This is a genomic window from Paenibacillus sp. J31P190 (genome assembly GCF_059692075.1).
In genome coordinates this window covers 40,921-57,440 of sequence record NZ_JCAUAS010000019.1, presented here as the reverse complement: position 1 = coordinate 57,440, position 16,520 = coordinate 40,921, and the positions used below count along the sequence as shown (strand labels likewise).

The 16,520-nt window shown below is 45.7% G+C and carries 15 protein-coding genes and 2 riboswitches; of the genes, 4 read left to right on the top strand and 11 right to left on the bottom strand.

Annotated elements, in window-relative coordinates; genetic code table 11:
• Positions 1-16 precede the first annotated feature (16 nt).
• The 4 genes from AC58U0_RS26905 to AC58U0_RS26890 all read right to left on the bottom strand — a co-directional run bounded on the left by AC58U0_RS26905 (position 17) and on the right by AC58U0_RS26890 (position 6,359).
• Positions 17-913 (bottom strand): carbohydrate ABC transporter permease, encoded by an 897-nt coding sequence (locus AC58U0_RS26905; protein ID WP_497381942.1) that lies wholly within the window; start codon positions 911-913, stop codon positions 17-19.
• A gap of 78 nt (positions 914-991) precedes the next feature.
• The gene (locus AC58U0_RS26900; protein WP_497381941.1) at positions 992-2,383 is read right to left on the bottom strand and encodes an ABC transporter substrate-binding protein; all 1,392 of its coding nucleotides are present in this window, start codon (positions 2,381-2,383) and stop codon (positions 992-994) included.
• Positions 2,384-2,923: 540 nt separating this feature from the next.
• Positions 2,924-4,555, bottom strand: coding sequence for a response regulator (locus AC58U0_RS26895; protein WP_497381940.1), 1,632 nt, complete (start codon positions 4,553-4,555; stop codon positions 2,924-2,926).
• Positions 4,533-6,359: a sensor histidine kinase gene (locus AC58U0_RS26890; RefSeq protein WP_497381939.1), complete on the bottom strand. Its 1,827-nt coding sequence runs from the start codon at positions 6,357-6,359 to the stop codon at positions 4,533-4,535. Before AC58U0_RS26890 ends, AC58U0_RS26895 begins: the two co-directional genes overlap by 23 nt.
• A gap of 238 nt (positions 6,360-6,597) precedes the next feature.
• Here AC58U0_RS26890 and AC58U0_RS26885 point away from each other — a divergent pair, with 238 nt between their 5' ends.
• Positions 6,598-7,029 (top strand): VOC family protein, encoded by a 432-nt coding sequence (locus AC58U0_RS26885; protein ID WP_497381938.1) that lies wholly within the window; start codon positions 6,598-6,600, stop codon positions 7,027-7,029.
• Between the two features lie 55 nt (positions 7,030-7,084).
• Here the strand turns inward: AC58U0_RS26885 and AC58U0_RS26880 are convergent, their stop codons facing one another.
• From AC58U0_RS26880 to gcvH, 7 genes are all read right to left on the bottom strand, one after another.
• Positions 7,085-7,585, bottom strand: a complete 501-nt coding sequence (locus AC58U0_RS26880) for a DinB family protein (protein ID WP_497381937.1) — start codon at positions 7,583-7,585, stop codon at positions 7,085-7,087.
• Positions 7,586-7,725: 140 nt separating this feature from the next.
• Positions 7,726-8,598 (bottom strand): proline iminopeptidase-family hydrolase, encoded by an 873-nt coding sequence (locus AC58U0_RS26875; protein ID WP_497381936.1) that lies wholly within the window; start codon positions 8,596-8,598, stop codon positions 7,726-7,728.
• A 38-nt stretch (positions 8,599-8,636) separates the two neighbouring features.
• Positions 8,637-9,164, bottom strand: coding sequence for a TetR/AcrR family transcriptional regulator (locus AC58U0_RS26870; protein WP_497381935.1), 528 nt, complete (start codon positions 9,162-9,164; stop codon positions 8,637-8,639).
• 114 nt (positions 9,165-9,278) lie between these two features.
• On the bottom strand, positions 9,279-9,827 hold the full coding sequence (locus AC58U0_RS26865) for a CBO0543 family protein (RefSeq protein ID WP_497381934.1): 549 nt from the start codon (positions 9,825-9,827) through the stop codon (positions 9,279-9,281).
• Between the two features lie 230 nt (positions 9,828-10,057).
• The gene (locus AC58U0_RS26860; RefSeq protein WP_497381933.1) at positions 10,058-10,414 is read right to left on the bottom strand and encodes a YmaF family protein; all 357 of its coding nucleotides are present in this window, start codon (positions 10,412-10,414) and stop codon (positions 10,058-10,060) included.
• Positions 10,415-10,613: 199 nt separating this feature from the next.
• Positions 10,614-11,207, bottom strand: coding sequence for a sulfite oxidase-like oxidoreductase (locus AC58U0_RS26855; protein WP_307439083.1), 594 nt, complete (start codon positions 11,205-11,207; stop codon positions 10,614-10,616).
• Positions 11,208-11,281: 74 nt separating this feature from the next.
• Entirely contained in the window at positions 11,282-11,671 is a 390-nt protein-coding gene (gcvH, locus tag AC58U0_RS26850; RefSeq protein WP_497381932.1) for a glycine cleavage system protein GcvH, read from the bottom strand.
• A gap of 196 nt (positions 11,672-11,867) precedes the next feature.
• Positions 11,868-11,964: riboswitch (glycine riboswitch) on the top strand.
• A 3-nt stretch (positions 11,965-11,967) separates the two neighbouring features.
• Positions 11,968-12,075, top strand: a riboswitch (glycine riboswitch).
• A 104-nt stretch (positions 12,076-12,179) separates the two neighbouring features.
• Between gcvH and gcvT the strand changes: the two genes are divergently transcribed.
• The 3 genes from gcvT to gcvPB are packed head-to-tail and all read left to right on the top strand — an operon-like array spanning position 12,180 to position 16,142.
• Positions 12,180-13,274, top strand: coding sequence for a glycine cleavage system aminomethyltransferase GcvT (gcvT, locus tag AC58U0_RS26845; RefSeq protein WP_497381931.1), 1,095 nt, complete (start codon positions 12,180-12,182; stop codon positions 13,272-13,274).
• 34 nt (positions 13,275-13,308) lie between these two features.
• Positions 13,309-14,664 (top strand): aminomethyl-transferring glycine dehydrogenase subunit GcvPA, encoded by a 1,356-nt coding sequence (gcvPA, locus tag AC58U0_RS26840; RefSeq protein ID WP_497381930.1) that lies wholly within the window; start codon positions 13,309-13,311, stop codon positions 14,662-14,664.
• Positions 14,661-16,142: an aminomethyl-transferring glycine dehydrogenase subunit GcvPB gene (gcvPB, locus tag AC58U0_RS26835; protein ID WP_497381929.1), complete on the top strand. Its 1,482-nt coding sequence runs from the start codon at positions 14,661-14,663 to the stop codon at positions 16,140-16,142. Before gcvPA ends, gcvPB begins: the two co-directional genes overlap by 4 nt.
• Positions 16,143-16,520: the final 378 nt, after the last annotated feature.

Sequence of the window (16,520 nt, the reverse complement as noted above, 5' to 3'; positions counted from 1 at the left end):
TTCCCAGCATCCTCCCTCATTGAAGTTTGTTCAGACGTCTAGACATCGCATGGTAAGCTAGTGTGATGATGCCTACAATGACGGCTGTAACGAATCCAACGGCACTTCCGTAGCCGAATTGTTGGTCCGCAAGTACCCCTGATGGTGTAGGGAAGAATAGCTTATACACGTACAAATACATCACTTCCGTCTTTCCAACCGGACCGCCTTCGGTCAACACCATAATGCTCTCGTACCCTTTAAGCGAGTTAATGATCGCCAGCATGATCACGATTTGCAGCACAGGCCCTAACATAGGAATAGTTAAGTACCAGAATTGCTGCCATTTATTTGCTCCATCCAAAGACGAGCTTTCATACACATCGTTCGGGATATTTTGAAGACCGGCAAGGAACAGCAGCATATAGTTGCCTACCGCACTCCATATAGCGATGATAATCGTCGTAAACATGGCGTGTTTGGGACCGAGCCAATCGATTCTTTCGGAGATGATGTGAAACTTCAGCAAATATTGATTGAGAATGCCGTTATAGGAGTTGAAAATAATGAAAAATACGACAGCCATGACAGCAGAACTAATAATCGTCGGCATGAAATAGATGGCTCGTAGCCAATTGCGGCCGCGCAGCTTTTGATTCAGAATAACGGCTAGAACCAAGCATAATGGCAAGGTAATGATTAACTTACCACCTGCATAAATGAATGTATTCAAGACAGAATGCCAATACTCCGTGTCCTGCCAGAGCCTTCTGAAATTATCAAACCCAATAAATGACGCTTCACCGAACCCCTTGTAGTCATAAAACATATATCGAATAGCCCAAGCAATCGGATAGACGCCCAGCACCATGGTCAGTAGAAAACTTGGAAATAAAAACAAATATGAAAACCCGATCTGGCGTGTCCTGTTCATCCCGTTCCCTCCTGTAATATCTATACTTAGAGAGCGAGAGTGGAGCTAATCACTCCACTCTCGTCATATCAATAGCTATTATTTCATCATCAGCTTCATCGGATCGAAGCTTGAATTTGGCTGCACTTTCACTGTACCTTTAGCAACCGCTTTATCGAGAGCATCATTGTAGCGCTTATTTAGATCTTGAATAATTTGATCCAAGTTCCCGCCACTGATCATGTATTTGAAAAATGCATCATCTTTTTTCATACCTTCAACGGTAACGGTAGGCTGCAGCGGCCAGGTGCCGTCGTTTCCAACTGGTAGGAAGCCATCAATACCTTTAATTTCTGGTTTCTTCGCTACGGACGAAACAGATGGCACCATGGATAGACCGAAACCTTTTTCATGGTACGTTTTCAATACTTCGTCCGCATACATGAATTGCATGAATTTCCATGCTTGGTCTGCATTTTTGGTTGTATTGCTTATGGCAAACCATTGCCCGCCCAAGAAGGAGGTAGCGCCTTTAATCGTGCCATCAATCGTTGGAACCGGTGCAGCTGCCCATTCGATTTTGGCCGGGAACTGATTCGCATACACGCCTGGTTCCGATGAGAAGGAGATGTACATCCCGATTTTGCCTTCTGCGAATTGCGCGCGCAGCGGATCAATATCCAGCGATTCCATACCTGGCAGCGTACTGCCGTCATCGACCATTTGTTTGAACGCTTGAATAATTTCTTTGAATCCTGTGAAGTCAAACTTAGCGGATTTGAAATCAAAGCCAAATCCGCCGTAACCGCTCGCTTCAGCGATAACCCTTGCCGATCTACCAAGGGCGCTTTCTGGGCTTTTGAAGTTTTGAGCAAAACCATAAGAGCCGGAAGCTTTACCTACAGCTGTAATTTTCTTCGCATCTTCGACCATTTCTTTCAATGTTTTCGGAGGAGCAGCAATCCCCGCTTTGGCGAAAAGCTCTTTATTGTAAACAAGTCTCAGTGTTGAACCATAGTTTGGAAGACTGTACATTTTCCCATCAATCCGGTTGAAATCATCAATGATTGGGAATTTCTTCTTGATCGCATCATTTAGGTAGGAATCAATTGGCTTCAAATACCCTTTTTGCGCAAAAGGCTGGATCGTATTTTCCTTCACGCGGATAATATCAGGTGCCTGTCCGGAAGCGAAGGCTAAATCAATCGCTTGGTTGAAATCTTCCGTCTTCACAACCATTTCGACTTCAATGTTCTCTCCGTTCGTCTCGTTAAATTTCTGCACAACACCTTTAATGTAATCCATATCATGACGGTCACCCGTCCAATAAGAGAGTTTGGTCTTCTCCTTCTTCACAGGAGCTGCGCTAGCGGGTTGTTCAGATGGCTTGGCGGATGCTGCCGGGCTAGTTGTCGTATTGTTGCTGCCACACGCTGCCAAACTGCCTGCCAGTAAAACGCTTAAAGTGACCGTTCCAATTCTTTTTACCATTTGTAAGCCTCCCTTTTGTTTGCGAACACTTTGTATCGTTCTGGAAATGCTTTTGTTTACACTTTTATACTAAAAGAATTCGTTCATTCTGATAATGAGGTCAACTCATGAACAAGGGCAGATATTTCTACATTTTACCCCATCCAGTCAGGGATAAACGACTCCGTCGTCCTTCAGGGACGAGCGCGTTTGTCAAGACTGATGACGCGAAGTGTAATAAAACTTGTACTCTCTTATCTACTAAAAAACTACGATTGACCAATCAACATACAGCTGTTGAGTAAGGAAATGGGTGCGAAATCAACTTCAGATCCATCTTTCCCAGCTAAAGGACTGGAGCGACGTTAATACCCGAAAAAGATTGATTTTGAAAATCTAATGGACTCGACAGCCCTTAATCTCCTTCAAATGATGAAAATTAGATCGATTGGAAACGAATAACGGCGCTGAAGTCCGTAAGATCGGAATCATCGCTCCAAATAGGCATTTAACGGCATCCAGGTCCGTTAAACGTCTATTTAATTAAAAAAAAGCAAACCCTCACGGCTTCGAGGACTTGCCCAGAGACATATCTTTAAATTCAGTCGGCGTCAGGCCTGTTTGTTTCTTGAATACTTCACTGAAATACCGCCTATGCTCATAGCCAAGCTGCTGCGCGATTTCCTGCACTTGGTAGTCTTCAATGAGCATTGATTTCGCCCGTTCTATCTTCGCTATGGTAACGAACTGTTGGAAGGCAGTTCCGGTTACCTTTTTGAACAAATTTGAATAATAACCCCAGCTTAGGTTTGCCTGTTTTGCGCAATGCTCCAAGGTTAAATCCAAATGAAGATTCGCCTTGATGTACTCCGCAGAGCGATAAATAATTTTCTGCGACTCGCTTGCTCTCTCCTGATTAATCATACGGCAGCCGATATCGCACAATTGAACGAACCATTCTCGATACTCTCGCAGATCCGCGCCGCTCTCGCCTCTAATTTCATGGACTTTCGACTCGAAATCGACCATATTCGCCCTAGGGAATTTTTCCATCAGAACCCGGAGCATCCGTAATACGAGTCCTTGCAGCAAACGTTCGACGACACCCGGCTCAGGTAAAACAGACGCTTTGCCCATCTCGTTGAAAATGCCCAACGCCCATTCCACACATTTATCCAGATTTCCTGAACGGAAAGCGAACAGAAACTCATTCTCGCTATCCTCGGTATAAATCCACTCTACTGGAAGATCCGGCGAGTCAGCATTGTAACTGAACGCACCATTGCCGCCTGTATAGAAGTGATAAGACAATGCGCTTAGCGACTGCTGATAACTCTTCGGAAGCTCCTGCACCATGCCTACTCTTTGACCAATGCCAATTGAAATCGTGAACTTAGTGTGTCTCGCGATATTTGCACAGCAGTGATCCGCAATTTCAACCAAAGGCTCGTCAGACTCCATATTCAAAATGCAAATATATCGATTAAACGCTTCCCTGAACACGACAGCTGTCGTATAGAAGGAAATCGTTTCCTCCACGATATTTTGCAGAGAGAACCGTGCAAGCTCAAGCTCCTTAACAGGGACCTCGCCGTACTTGTCCGTGAATTGATCGATCTGAATCGTCATCACCGCAAAGGGAGGAGTCAGTTCATTAAGGTCCAGGAAGTCCGACAATCTAGCCAACTCCGCTTCACTCGTTTGATGATGGACAAGCAGAGATAAGTATTCCTGCCGGAGGGCTGGCATACTTTCTTTGATCTTCTGCTGAAGCCCAAGCACGTGCGTGCGGCTAAGATTTTCCTGCTCCCACACTTCTTTCGCTTTCACGACAGCTTTCACGATTTGATCAACGGAGAATGGTTTTTTCACATAATCAAGCGCGCCATATTGAATGGCTTTTTGAGCATAATCAAAGTCTGTATAAGCACTTAAAATAATGACCTTACTGTTAGGCAGCACCTCTAATATACTGCGAGTCATCTCTAATCCGTCCATCTTGGGCATCCGAATATCGGTTAGAATAATATCCGGCAAGCTTTCACGAATGACCGACAACCCTTCCTCTCCATTGGTTGCGCTTCCCACGATTTCGATGCCGTGATCCTGCCAAGGGATCTTCTTCGTAATCATGTCCACAACGCTTCGGATATCATCAACGACACATAATTTAACCAGTCGGTTCATGTTCATGGAAATCCTCCTCTCCTTCATAGCTTGGGATCCATAGTTCGATTCGTGCTCCCCCCAAATCGTTAGTGGTGATCTCCATACGCTGTTGATCGCCAAAATACAGCTGTAAACGGGTATAAATATTGCGCAGCGCGTAGCCATGCTTAGACGTTGTCGGGTGAACAATACCTTGAAGGAGCTTCTCAGGCACAAGACCGTGCCCATTGTCTTCCACCGTTATATGCAGCCAGTCTCCTTCAGCAAGAACCTTAATCTGAATGTCCCCTCCTGAAGTCATATCTTTAAATCCGTGTAAAATACAGTTTTCAACCAGCGGTTGAATCATAATCTTAGGTACCAAGCATGCGAGCAACTCTGGCTCCACCTCAAAATGGCATGCAAACAAATTCTCATAGGACCTTTGCTGAATGGCCAAATATTGACGAACATGCTCCAATTCATCACCCAGTGTAATCAGATCGCGCCCGCCGCTAAGGCTTAATTGGAACATTTGCGATAGAGCCAGGATCATTTCGTTCACGTCGTCGTTCTCGCCCAAAACCGATTTGCAGTAAATGGTATTCAGCGTATTATAGAAAAAATGCGGGTCCATCTGGGCCGATAACGCCTTAATTTCAGCTTTGCGTTTATCGCGCTCACGGTTCTTCACATCTTCTATCAGCTGCTTAATTTCGTCCAGCATCCGGTTAAAACGGAATCCCACCTGGGATACCTCATCTTTATAAACGCTTTCAAAACGAACAGACAGATCATTCTCTTCCACTCGCTTCATCAGCTTTTGAAGTCTGTACAGCGGTTTTAAAAGCAGATAGGTTAAATTATTCGTTATAAATAGCGATAAAATAATAAACCCGATAATCACATAAGTCGTTGCTCTTTTTATCCCATTTAATTTGGCCAACAAGTCATCCTTCGCTTGAACACTGACAATCATCCAATCGTCCTTTACATCCAAACGCGAATAATTAACTAAATAGTCCTTTTTATCATTCGTGTAGAAAAAAGAACCTTTCATTTGATCACTCAATTGCTCAAAAAATGCGGGCTTTTGAATGAAATGGTCTTTACTCGTCCTATCCGAGTAATTCACATCTTCACCTTTGGCATCAATGAAATAATATTGTTTATTGGTTTTGGCCAAGTTTTCCATAAAGAGATCACGCAGGTCATCTTCTTTCACGTTTACTACAACGAATACATTGGTCGGTTCATAAACCATAAAAGAGTCTTCGCCTACGCCTTCTGTAACGAGCGATATCACCCTTTGCTTGCCTGTAAAAAATGGATCGACATGCCCTTGACTCCAAAAACCACGATTCAATTGCTTGAAATGCTCATACATGTCCGATTTATAAAATGAATTCGCCGTGTTCCGCACACTGGAGGTAGGATAAAAATCCCCGAAAGGTGTGGCGATCAGAATGCTATCAATCATCGAATCGTTGAATTTCACCTGGGAAAAGACATACTGCAAGGAGGTCAATGACTTGTAGTAACTAGATCTATCATTAGCTTGTACATCCTTCATTAATTGTTTGAAAGCATCGCTAAACATCAGTGCTCTTATAGCAATACCAATGTTCTTCAACCGTTCATTCACGATTTGCGCCGATTGATTAACGGTATCTTGACTAGACTGCAGGGCATTACGCTGGATCTCTTTGGAAGCTATCAAATATGCAATACTGCCTGTTGCCATCAGACCCAAGGTGATCAGAACGACAAAGGTCAGCCAAATTCTTTGTTTTAAAGAGAACGAATGGAATATTTTTTGAATTGGCGACCACATTCGAGACTTGTTCATGGGTGTCTCCATCACCTTTCGTGTTGCGAGAATACGGACTTCATCTATTTTATTATAGTATAGGACGCTTATTTTCGACATGAGGGAAAATCATGATAGAGGGCAGCTTTTTCAATATGCAGAAGGAAAGATTAAGATTTTATAAATACGAACAAATGTTCTTTATTTTTCTTGGGAATTATGGTAATAATAAGAGGTAACCAATTTACGTGAAGCAAAAACCAAGGAGGAAATTAAAATGACAGTAAAATTAACAGCTTATTTAGTGATGGACGGCAATGCAGGGGAAGCTATTCAATTCTATGAAAAGGCATTGGATGCCCAAGTTCTTTTCACGCAATCTTTCGGCGAGATGCCGGCTAACCCAGATTTTCCTTTACCAGAGGATGCTAAGGGGCGTATTGGACATGCCATGTTGCAAGTTGGCGAGTCTAGTTTGATGTTTTCCGATACATTTCCAGGTCAGACTGTTCAAAAGGGCGATAACGTGACTGTCTGTATTACATCGGGTGATAAGGAAAAATCACAACAGTTCTATAATGCCTTAAAGGAAGGCGGCCAAGTCATTATGGAGCTCCAAGAGACTCATTTTAGCCCCGCATATGGACAGGTAAAAGACAAGTTCGGTGTTACCTTCCAAATATTCACTGAAGGCGCATCCATGAATTAAGGTATAAGCCACAAACGGCCCTGTTCGCATCCATTGCGACAGAGCCGTTTGTTGTTTAGGAGTACCAATAAAGCGCATACTCGGTCATCACAGATGCATGCCCCATTTGACGCAGCATAGCCGTAATATTACCGCGGTGATAAGTTGCGTGATTAACGACCTGCAGAACCATTTCAGATAAGCTGGTATCACGCTGTCGCGTATAAGGATTATCAAGCATAATCCTTTTTTCCATATCTTCCTGTTGGTTCAAAAAAGTTTTAAACCGCTCTGATATCTGGACGTACAGCTTCTCCATCTCCTCGATCCCCTTGGACTCTACGTCAGCAGTCAATTGGGCTGAATCGGCCATGGCTTCCCTCATGCTTTTACCGGAAATAATGTCTAACCAGCACGCATCCACCAAGTAAATATGAGCGATCGCCTTCGATATCGTAGAAAAAACGCTTTGAATCTCCTTATTGTAGACGTCCTGAGGTAGTTCTTTTAATCGATTCAACATAGTTTGGTTCGCCCAGACGTGGTAATTGTACATTTCTAGTGCAGGATGAGTCATAGATATCGTCTCCTTTTTCACTGTTCATGCGTCATTTCAAGTGTTACCTTTATCATACAGCAAATACCCTGACAGCCTTATGTCAGGGTAAATAAATAAGCGCAGAAAACGCGCTTATTCAGGAGCGCCCTTAAGCCAACTCACTCCGATTCACTCAAAAAACCTCGGACAATCCTTACATATTCATGAGTTTCTTCTAAGTAACTCACATGAGAACTATGTTCGAACACATGGAACTCAGACGCCGGAACGAGAGATTGATAATAGCGTGTCGACTCTGGAGATGCTTCGTCATAACGCCCACAAACGAAGAGTGTGGGTATTTGGATTTCATGAAGCTGTGGCGTACAATCGTATGTTTTCAGATTGCCTTGCGGAGTGAATTCAGAAGGTCCCCACATCGTCATATAAACGTCCTTATTTGCTTTTGCACGGCTCTCAATAATAATAGAAGGCAAAGGGTCAAGTCTGCACACATGCCTTTTGTAGTATTCGTTCATGGCTTCTTGATACTCTTCTGAATCCGTTGTAACTTGTTCCTCATTGCGCGTGATCGTGAGTTGAACCTCTTCGGGTAAATGAGCCAAGAAATGGTCCGCGTCTTTTTTCCAACGTTCCGCACTGAGACATGGACTTGATAAAATGACGCTGCGAACACCCGAAGGCTTGCGGTCTATTAAGTAAGATGCTGCCAGCATGGTTCCCCACGAATGGCCCAAAAGATGAACCTCTTTCAAATCGAGAGCTTCCCTGACAGCGATTAACTCATCTATAAACCGTTCCGTTCTCCACAATAAAGGATCCGTTGGTCTATCTGAATTCCCAGAACCAAGCTGATCATAGAAAATGACAGGCCTCTCGTCAGCCAAAACGTGAAGAACAGATTTTAGCGGATCATGTGTATTACCAGGTCCACCGTGTAGGACAACTAGAGGCGTTTTATTTCCATCACCAATTCGCGTATACCAAACCCGGCCTCCAGGAACGTCTATATAACCTTCAATTTGTTTCAAAATATTTGCCTCCACTTCATTTCCCAGCCAGAATCAGCTTATTCATCCACAAGCATTAATTCTGGTAAAGACAGCGCCATTGAAATATTGCACAACATCCCTCTAGCAAGAAAAATCATGGTTCTCTCATGAGGTTTTTCGAAACCTGCCCGCTTAAAAGCTTCTAGCACCACTTGCTGAACATCCCGATATCCCTTTTGCATGACCTCTGCGATCATGTCCTCTTTAATCGTTTGAGCCTGCATTTGCAGCAGTGTTTCATTTTGGTAAGATTTCATGATATGAATATAAGCTTCAACCAGTTCTTTCTCAAGCTGATCAGGACCAACGGTCTCAATAACCGCGCGGAAAGCTTCAAGAATTCGCGTCCAAGACACTTCGAGCGCTTCTTGCAGCAGTGCTTCTTTTGTTGAAAAAAACCGGAAAACATAAGGCTGAGAAATTTGTGCGCGTTCCGCAACTTTTGCTGTCGTAGCACGGTAATAACCAATTTCAGCAAAAACTTCGATGGCAGCGGATACAATATCTGCTCGTCGATTGACTGAAGTTGAAGAATTCTTTGTCATCATTCATTCCACCTTTAAAGTTACATACATTAGTTATTGATCAATTACTAATCTAATAGTAACTTATCGGAATTTAATTTGCAAACTTTCATTAAAGGAGAGGCAAGCTACGGTTTATTTCATAGTAGAAATCGGAATTTTAAAATAGATAATCAAAAACACAGTAGTCACAAAACAGAATAACCATGCCAACAATGGTTTGGTATCATGCAACCGTATGCCAAAAAACATAAAAACCCAGACGAGAATAGACCAACTAAAATTCCATCCATTATGGTAGGACAAAAGCTTTGCATACAGAAATATACGTTCAATTAACACGAAAGAACCGACCCAAACGGTCATATAAACGATTTGCTGAAGCAATCGCTTGTGTCTTGGATAGTGTGAAAGATAAAGTAATACGATTGGCGGGAAGTTGGTAATTGCAATTAAAAAATCAGCAACTGTATGGTTGGGTGCTAAAAAAGCCTTATGAAAATACCATAATGAGTGATTATACAATAAAATACTGATCATAAAATCAACACATATGGTAAAAATGATGGACGTGTAATATTTCCTCCAATTTCTCCAATCCCCGAAACGCCAAGCAGCAATAAGGCAGATAAACATAAAAACTAAAGGAACATACGGAGCAACAACAGCCACTGCTTTACCCATCAAACGACTCCATTTCAAAGAAACAAAAGATTATTTATATATGATTTCCATAATTAGAAAAATAATGAGTTCTCTGTTATTTGAATCCTCACCTCATGCAACAACGAATACACATCCGTTAATCGACAAGATCCTTCTGAATTGACAAAAAGGCATGTTGCAATAGCAACCTGCCTCTAACCCTTTTGATCGTAATCATATTCAAATCTTTGCACTAAATTATTTGTTCCTTAGACAAGAGGTGCGTTAATCAATGTTGCGAAATTAAATTGGTGAACATGACCATCATTTAATGTAGTTTGGCCTGTAACAAAATGTACATGTTTGCCATTTCCGACTGAAATAGCCGGTCCAGTTCTAATCCTTTTCAGATTATGAAAATGATTTAAGAAATCAGTTTTCGTGAGATCAATTTCATGGACATGACTTGTTCCTACTCGAATCGCTTGCCCTGTAACACCAGCAAATCGATGGTTATGTCGATCAGAACCTTCTTCAGCTAGTTTTGTACTACCTTCAAATTCATGAACGTGCCTCTGTACTACTAAGTTTGTTCTTTTCTTTATTGTTAGCTTTTTCTTCTGCATCTGTTGCATGCCTCCTAGTGATGTGATTTCATAACATCCTATTAAGGGAAGCATATATAAGTGCTGGGTAACTTTCAGTGCTCCTAATATTATTTTTTTATGAGTTTTCGCAGACATTCGTTGAACTTAATTGCACTTTGGTCAGAAAAAAATAAATAGGCATGTTGCAGCAGCAACATGCCTATAGCCATTAAGTTTTTTAATCAAAATCGTAGCGCTGCTCCTTAAAGGGATCGCCATACATATGATATCCATTCCGCTCCCAAAAGCCCGGCTTATCCTTTGGCATAAACTCGATGCCGCGCAGCCATTTCGCACTTTTCCAGAAGTAAAGATGCGGCACAACCATACGAACAGGAGCACCATGGTCTGGTGTCAGCAGTTCACCATTGTGCCTGATGCCCAGAAAAGACGTCTCACGGAGGAAGTCCTCGAGCGGAAGATTCGTCGTCCAGCCATGCTCCGCGTGCAGCATGACATGTGTGGCCTCAGGCTTCAGCTTCACTTTGCTCATAAGCTCAGAAACAGCAATGCCTTCCCACACATTGTCCAGCTTGGACCATGTGGTTACGCAGTGAATATCGTTCGCGAACTCTTTGCGCGGAAGAGCCATGAAGTCTTTGTATGAGATCTGGAACTCCTCCTCAACCAAGCCAAAGACACGCAGATTCCATTTGCTCATATCATTATAATAAGGCACGGACCCGTAATGAAGCACAGGCCAGCCTTGTGTCAGCGTCTGACCAGGGGGAACACGGTCATTCTGCTCCTGTGGCTTTTGCCCAAATAACATGAGATAACCTCCATCTTGGAGACCAAAGTCTCTCCTTATTACGGGATCTTTGGCTCGACCAAAGTTTCTCCCTACTAGTCGTTACCGATGTAAGATGCATATTCAGCTGGCGTAAGTAAGCCTTCCAAAGCTTCAGCACCTGTAACTTCGACTTCAACCATCCAACCCTCACTGAATGGCGCACTGTTCACCAACTCAGGTGAACCTTCCAGTGAACTATTTACTGAAGTTACTTTGCCCGAAACAGGCGAGAAAATATCCGAAACCGTTTTAACCGATTCCACACTGCCAATGCTTTCATTCGCGGTAACGGATGTTCCGACTTTAGGAAGCTCCACAAACACAATATCCCCCAATTGATCTTGGGCAAAATCAGTAATGCCTACGCGAACTACTGTATCCGACAGCTTCTCTACCCACTCATGCTCTTTGGTGTAAAATAAATTGGCTTGTACTTCACTCATCGTTAAACGCCTCGCTTACCAGCAAATTTTGCTTTTAGCTTAATCTAATGGGAACATCAAAGTCAAGGTGGTCGCAGTAAATTTTGCCAACCCAGCCGGACTAAGGCGGCAAGTCGCACTTTTCAAAAGTTGCAGTTGACAATTCACACCAATTTGGGCACATAATAATACTATAAAATAAATTGAATATTGGCGAATGATGGTATAGGGAGAGACCGCAGTGCAAGCTCGCGGCGCCGAAGGAGTAAGCCCAAAGCGGTGAATCTCTCAGGCAAAAGGACCTGTATCGGACGCAACTCTGGAGAGCTTCGAATTTCCGCGAACAGCGGGAAAACGGACACCCAAGGGGAAACTCGATGGACTTTAGGTTCAGGCGAGGTAACTCTCAGGTAAAAAGGACAGGGCAAAAGGTATGTTTGTGTTGCATACTTTTTGCTCTTTTTTGCATTTTCTGGCTTATATTTCGGGCAAAATAGCAATGTCAACAATCGAAGGTGAGGTTACGAGCATGCTAAAACGAACACCGCTCTTTCCGATTTATGCGGAGCATGGAGCGCGAGTCATTGATTTTGGAGGCTGGGAGCTGCCCGTACAGTTCGCTGGTATTCAAAAAGAGCACGACGCCGTCAGGCAGCAGGCCGGGCTTTTTGACGTGTCCCATATGGGGGAAGTCCGAGTAAACGGAGAAGACGCCCTTCCTTTTCTGCAAAAAATAACAACGAATGATGTATCCAAGCTGGAAGCTGGCCAATGCCAATATAGCCTTATGTGTTATCCGACTGGTGGCGTTGTAGACGATCTACTCGTTTACAAACTTGGTGAAAACAACTACATGCTGGTCATCAATGCATCGAATATCGATAAAGATGTGGAATGGATGCAGCAAAACCTCACGGGCCGTGTGGAATTAGTCAACATTTCAGATGAAACGGCGATGCTCGCGCTGCAGGGACCGCATGCGGAACTGATTTTAGCTAAACTTACAGACGCGCCAATTCAATCTTTGAAAACGTTTCGCTTCCTTCCTGAAGCGGATGTTGCCGGGATTAAAGCACTCCTATCTCGCACCGGATACACAGGGGAAGATGGCTTCGAGCTCTATGTCGATCAAAAGGACGCTGTAAAGCTGTGGAAGCTGCTTCTTGAAGCAGGTCAAGAGCAGGGACTCGTACCAGCAGGTTTAGGCGCTCGTGATACCTTGCGTTTTGAAGCTCGTCTCCCCCTTTACGGGCAAGAGCTTTCCATGGATATTACACCGCTAGAGGCTGGACTTTCGTTTTTTGTGAAGCTGGATAAGGGAGATTTCATTGGTCGTGACGTGATCGCTGAGCAAAAGGCAAACGGTACACCTCGCAAGCTCGTGGGCATCGAAATGGTCGAACGCGGCATTCCCCGTCCGCATTATGCTGTTTTCAATACGGATGGGAAACAGATCGGCGAAGTCACAACAGGGACGCAATCTCCAACTTTCAAAACGAATGTGGGCTTGGCTTTAATCGATTCCGCTTACAGTGCGCTAGGTACGGAATTGAATGTGGAAATTAGAGGGGCTCAGGTCAAAGCCAAAGTCGTTGCCACCCCTTTTTATAAAAGAAAACCGTAAGCCATTCGTCTCAAGAGAGGAGCAAGCCGCCATCATGAAGCACCGCTATTTGCCTATTACGGAGCAGGATCAGAAAGAAATGCTGGAGACCATCGGCATCTCATCCATGGAGGAGATGTTTCAAGATATACCCCAGAAGGTTCGCTTTCAAGGCGAACTGAACGTATCGAAGGCGCTGGATGAACAAGGACTGCTGCGCTATATGCGCGGTCTGGCGGGGCGCAACGCCGACTTTGACCGGTATGCCAGCTTCCTCGGCGCTGGCATCTACGATCATCACCTTCCGGTGGTGATCAATCATGTCATCTCGCGCTCAGAGTTCTACACAGCGTATACGCCCTACCAACCGGAAATCAGCCAAGGCGAGCTGCAGGCGATTTTCGAGTTTCAATCGTACATCTGTGAGCTCACCGGCATGGCCGTAGCGAACGCCTCGATGTACGATGGCGCAACGGCGCTGGCCGAAGCCGGTGCCCTGGCTAGCGGAGCGACGAAGCGCAGCCGTCTGCTCGTCTCTCGCGCGGTGCACCCGGAAGCGCGAGCGATCCTGCGCACGACCGCCCGCGGGCTGAACTTGGAAGTGGTCGAGATCGGCCTCACGCCTGAGGGCGTGACCGACTTCGATGATCTCACTTCCAAGCTTAGCGATGACGCAGCCGCCGTCATCCTCCAATCGCCGAATTTCTTCGGCTGCTTGGAGGATATCGGGGCCGCTGAGCCCCTCGCCCACGGCGCGGGCGCACTGCTCGTCGTGAGCGCGAATCCGCTCACGCTCGGGCTGCTCGAAGCGCCGGGTAAGCTCGGCGCTGACATTGTCGTCGGCGACTGCCAGCCGCTCGGCATCCCAGCTGCGCTGGGCGGGCCAACGTGCGGCTACTTCGCCGTCGCCGAGAGCTGGATGCGCCGCATGCCTGGGCGCATCGTGGGCCAAACCGTTGACCGCGATGGCAAGCGCGGTTTCGTTCTTACGCTCCAAGCGCGGGAGCAGCACATCCGACGTGAAAAAGCCACGTCGAATATCTGCTCCAACCAAGCGCTTCTCGCGCTTTGCGCATCTGTGTACTTGTCCACGATGGGCAAGCAGGGCATCCAAGACGTTGGCAAGCTCAACGTCCAGAAAGCCCACTACGCGGCGAACCGCCTAGCCGCGTCTACTAAATTCTCGCTGCCATTCGCAGGCAGCTTCTTCAATGAATTTGCCGTCAAGCTACCGGACGGCACGAACGTGCAGGAGCTGAACAGTAAGCTCCTGAAGCATAACATCATCGGCGGCTACGACCTCGGCCGCGACTACCCCGAGCTCGCCGGCCATATGCTTATTGCCGTTACAGAGCAAAGAACGCGCGAAGATATCGATGCCTTCGCAGCTGCACTGGAGGAACTCGTATGAGCGAAAACAACGTGAACGTGAAATCAGACGGCAAAGCGCTCATCTTTGAAATGAGCCACCCAGGTCGTGTCGCCTATTCACTGCCTGAATCCGATGTGCCAGAAGTCAATTTGAACAATCTCCTGCCAGCCAAGTTTAGGCGTCAGACTGAACCCGACCTGCCAGAAGTGTATGAAGTAGACGTCATCCGTCACTATACAGCCCTTTCCCGCCGCAACTTCGGCATCGACAATGGCTTCTATCCACTTGGCTCGTGTACGATGAAATACAACCCAAAAATCAACGAAGACGTAGCCCGCTTCCCTGGCTTCGCCAAAATACATCCGTACCAACCGGAAGAATCGCTGCAAGGCGCGATGGAGCTGCTCTTCAATCTCCAAAATGACCTTGAATCCCTCACCGGTATGGACCGCGTAACCCTTCAGCCGGCGGCTGGCGCTCATGGGGAGTGGACCGGACTTATGATGATCCGTTCCTACCACGAAAGCCGCGGCGAGAAGCGGACCAAAGTCATTTGTCCCGACTCCGCGCACGGCACTAACCCTGCCAGTGCGACTGTTGCTGGTTTCGAAACGATAACCATTAAATCAGGCGAGCGCGGCCTCGTGAATCTCGATGAGCTTCGCAAAGCTGTTGGTCCTGATACCGCGGCGTTAATGCTAACGAATCCGAACACACTTGGCTTGTTCGAAGAACAAATCATCGAGATCGCTGAGATCGTACATGCAGCAGGCGGACTGCTCTACTACGACGGCGCTAATGCCAACGCCATTATGGGCATCACTCGCCCCGGCGACATGGGCTTCGACGTCGTGCATCTCAATCTGCACAAAACCATGAGCACCCCCCACGGAGGAGGCGGACCTGGAGCAGGCCCCGTTGGCGTCAAAGAGAGGCTGATCCCGTTCTTACCCACTCCACTCGTTGCGAAACGGGAAGATGGCAGCTTTTATTTTGACTACAACTACCCGCAAACGATCGGCCGCGTCAAAGGCTTTTACGGCAATTTCGGGATCCTCGTTCGTGCATACACCTATATTCGCACACTGGGTCCAGAAGGCTTACGCAAAGTATCCGAGTATGCCGTCTTGAATGCGAATTATATGCTTGCTAGGCTGACACCCTACTTTGATGTGCCTCACCCACGTTTCTGTAAACACGAATTCGTGCTTTCCGGCAACCGCCAGAAGAAGCTCGGTGTACGCACACTCGACATCGCCAAAAGATTGCTCGATTTCGGCTACCACCCGCCAACGATCTACTTCCCGCTCAGCGTGGAAGAATGCATTATGATCGAGCCAACCGAAACCGAAAGCAAACAAACCTTGGACGAATTCATAGACACCATGATCGCCATTTCCAAAGAAGTCGAAGAAAACCCGGATCTCGTCAAAAACGCTCCCTATACCACCGTCGTCAGCCGTATGGACGAAGCGCTTGCTGCCCGTAAGCCTGTCCTGAACTGTTCTTGCGGATAAATAACCAAGATACAACAAACCCGCCATTCAAGCTGTTTCAGCTGAAGTGGCGGGTTTTATTTATCTTCTTAATTGAACTATCCCCTTTACTCAGAAAGAAAGAGCAAAAGGTTTCGCAGTGCTTTATTATTGATATATATAGTTCGAAGTCGGAGGCGGGGCAGGATCATAACTTTCTGGAATGGTCTTCTTGGTTTATTAGTACGAGTAGGGACAGTTCTAATCTTTCCCATTCATTCCTTTCAGAAACTTGTTTCTGAGCAGTCTACAAAATTACCTCTTAAGCTTCTTCGAACATGAACCAAAGGGATAGTGCACATAGAAACTGTCAATTAAGACTAACTCCCCTCACCCAGCTTATCCTGAATTAAAGGGATA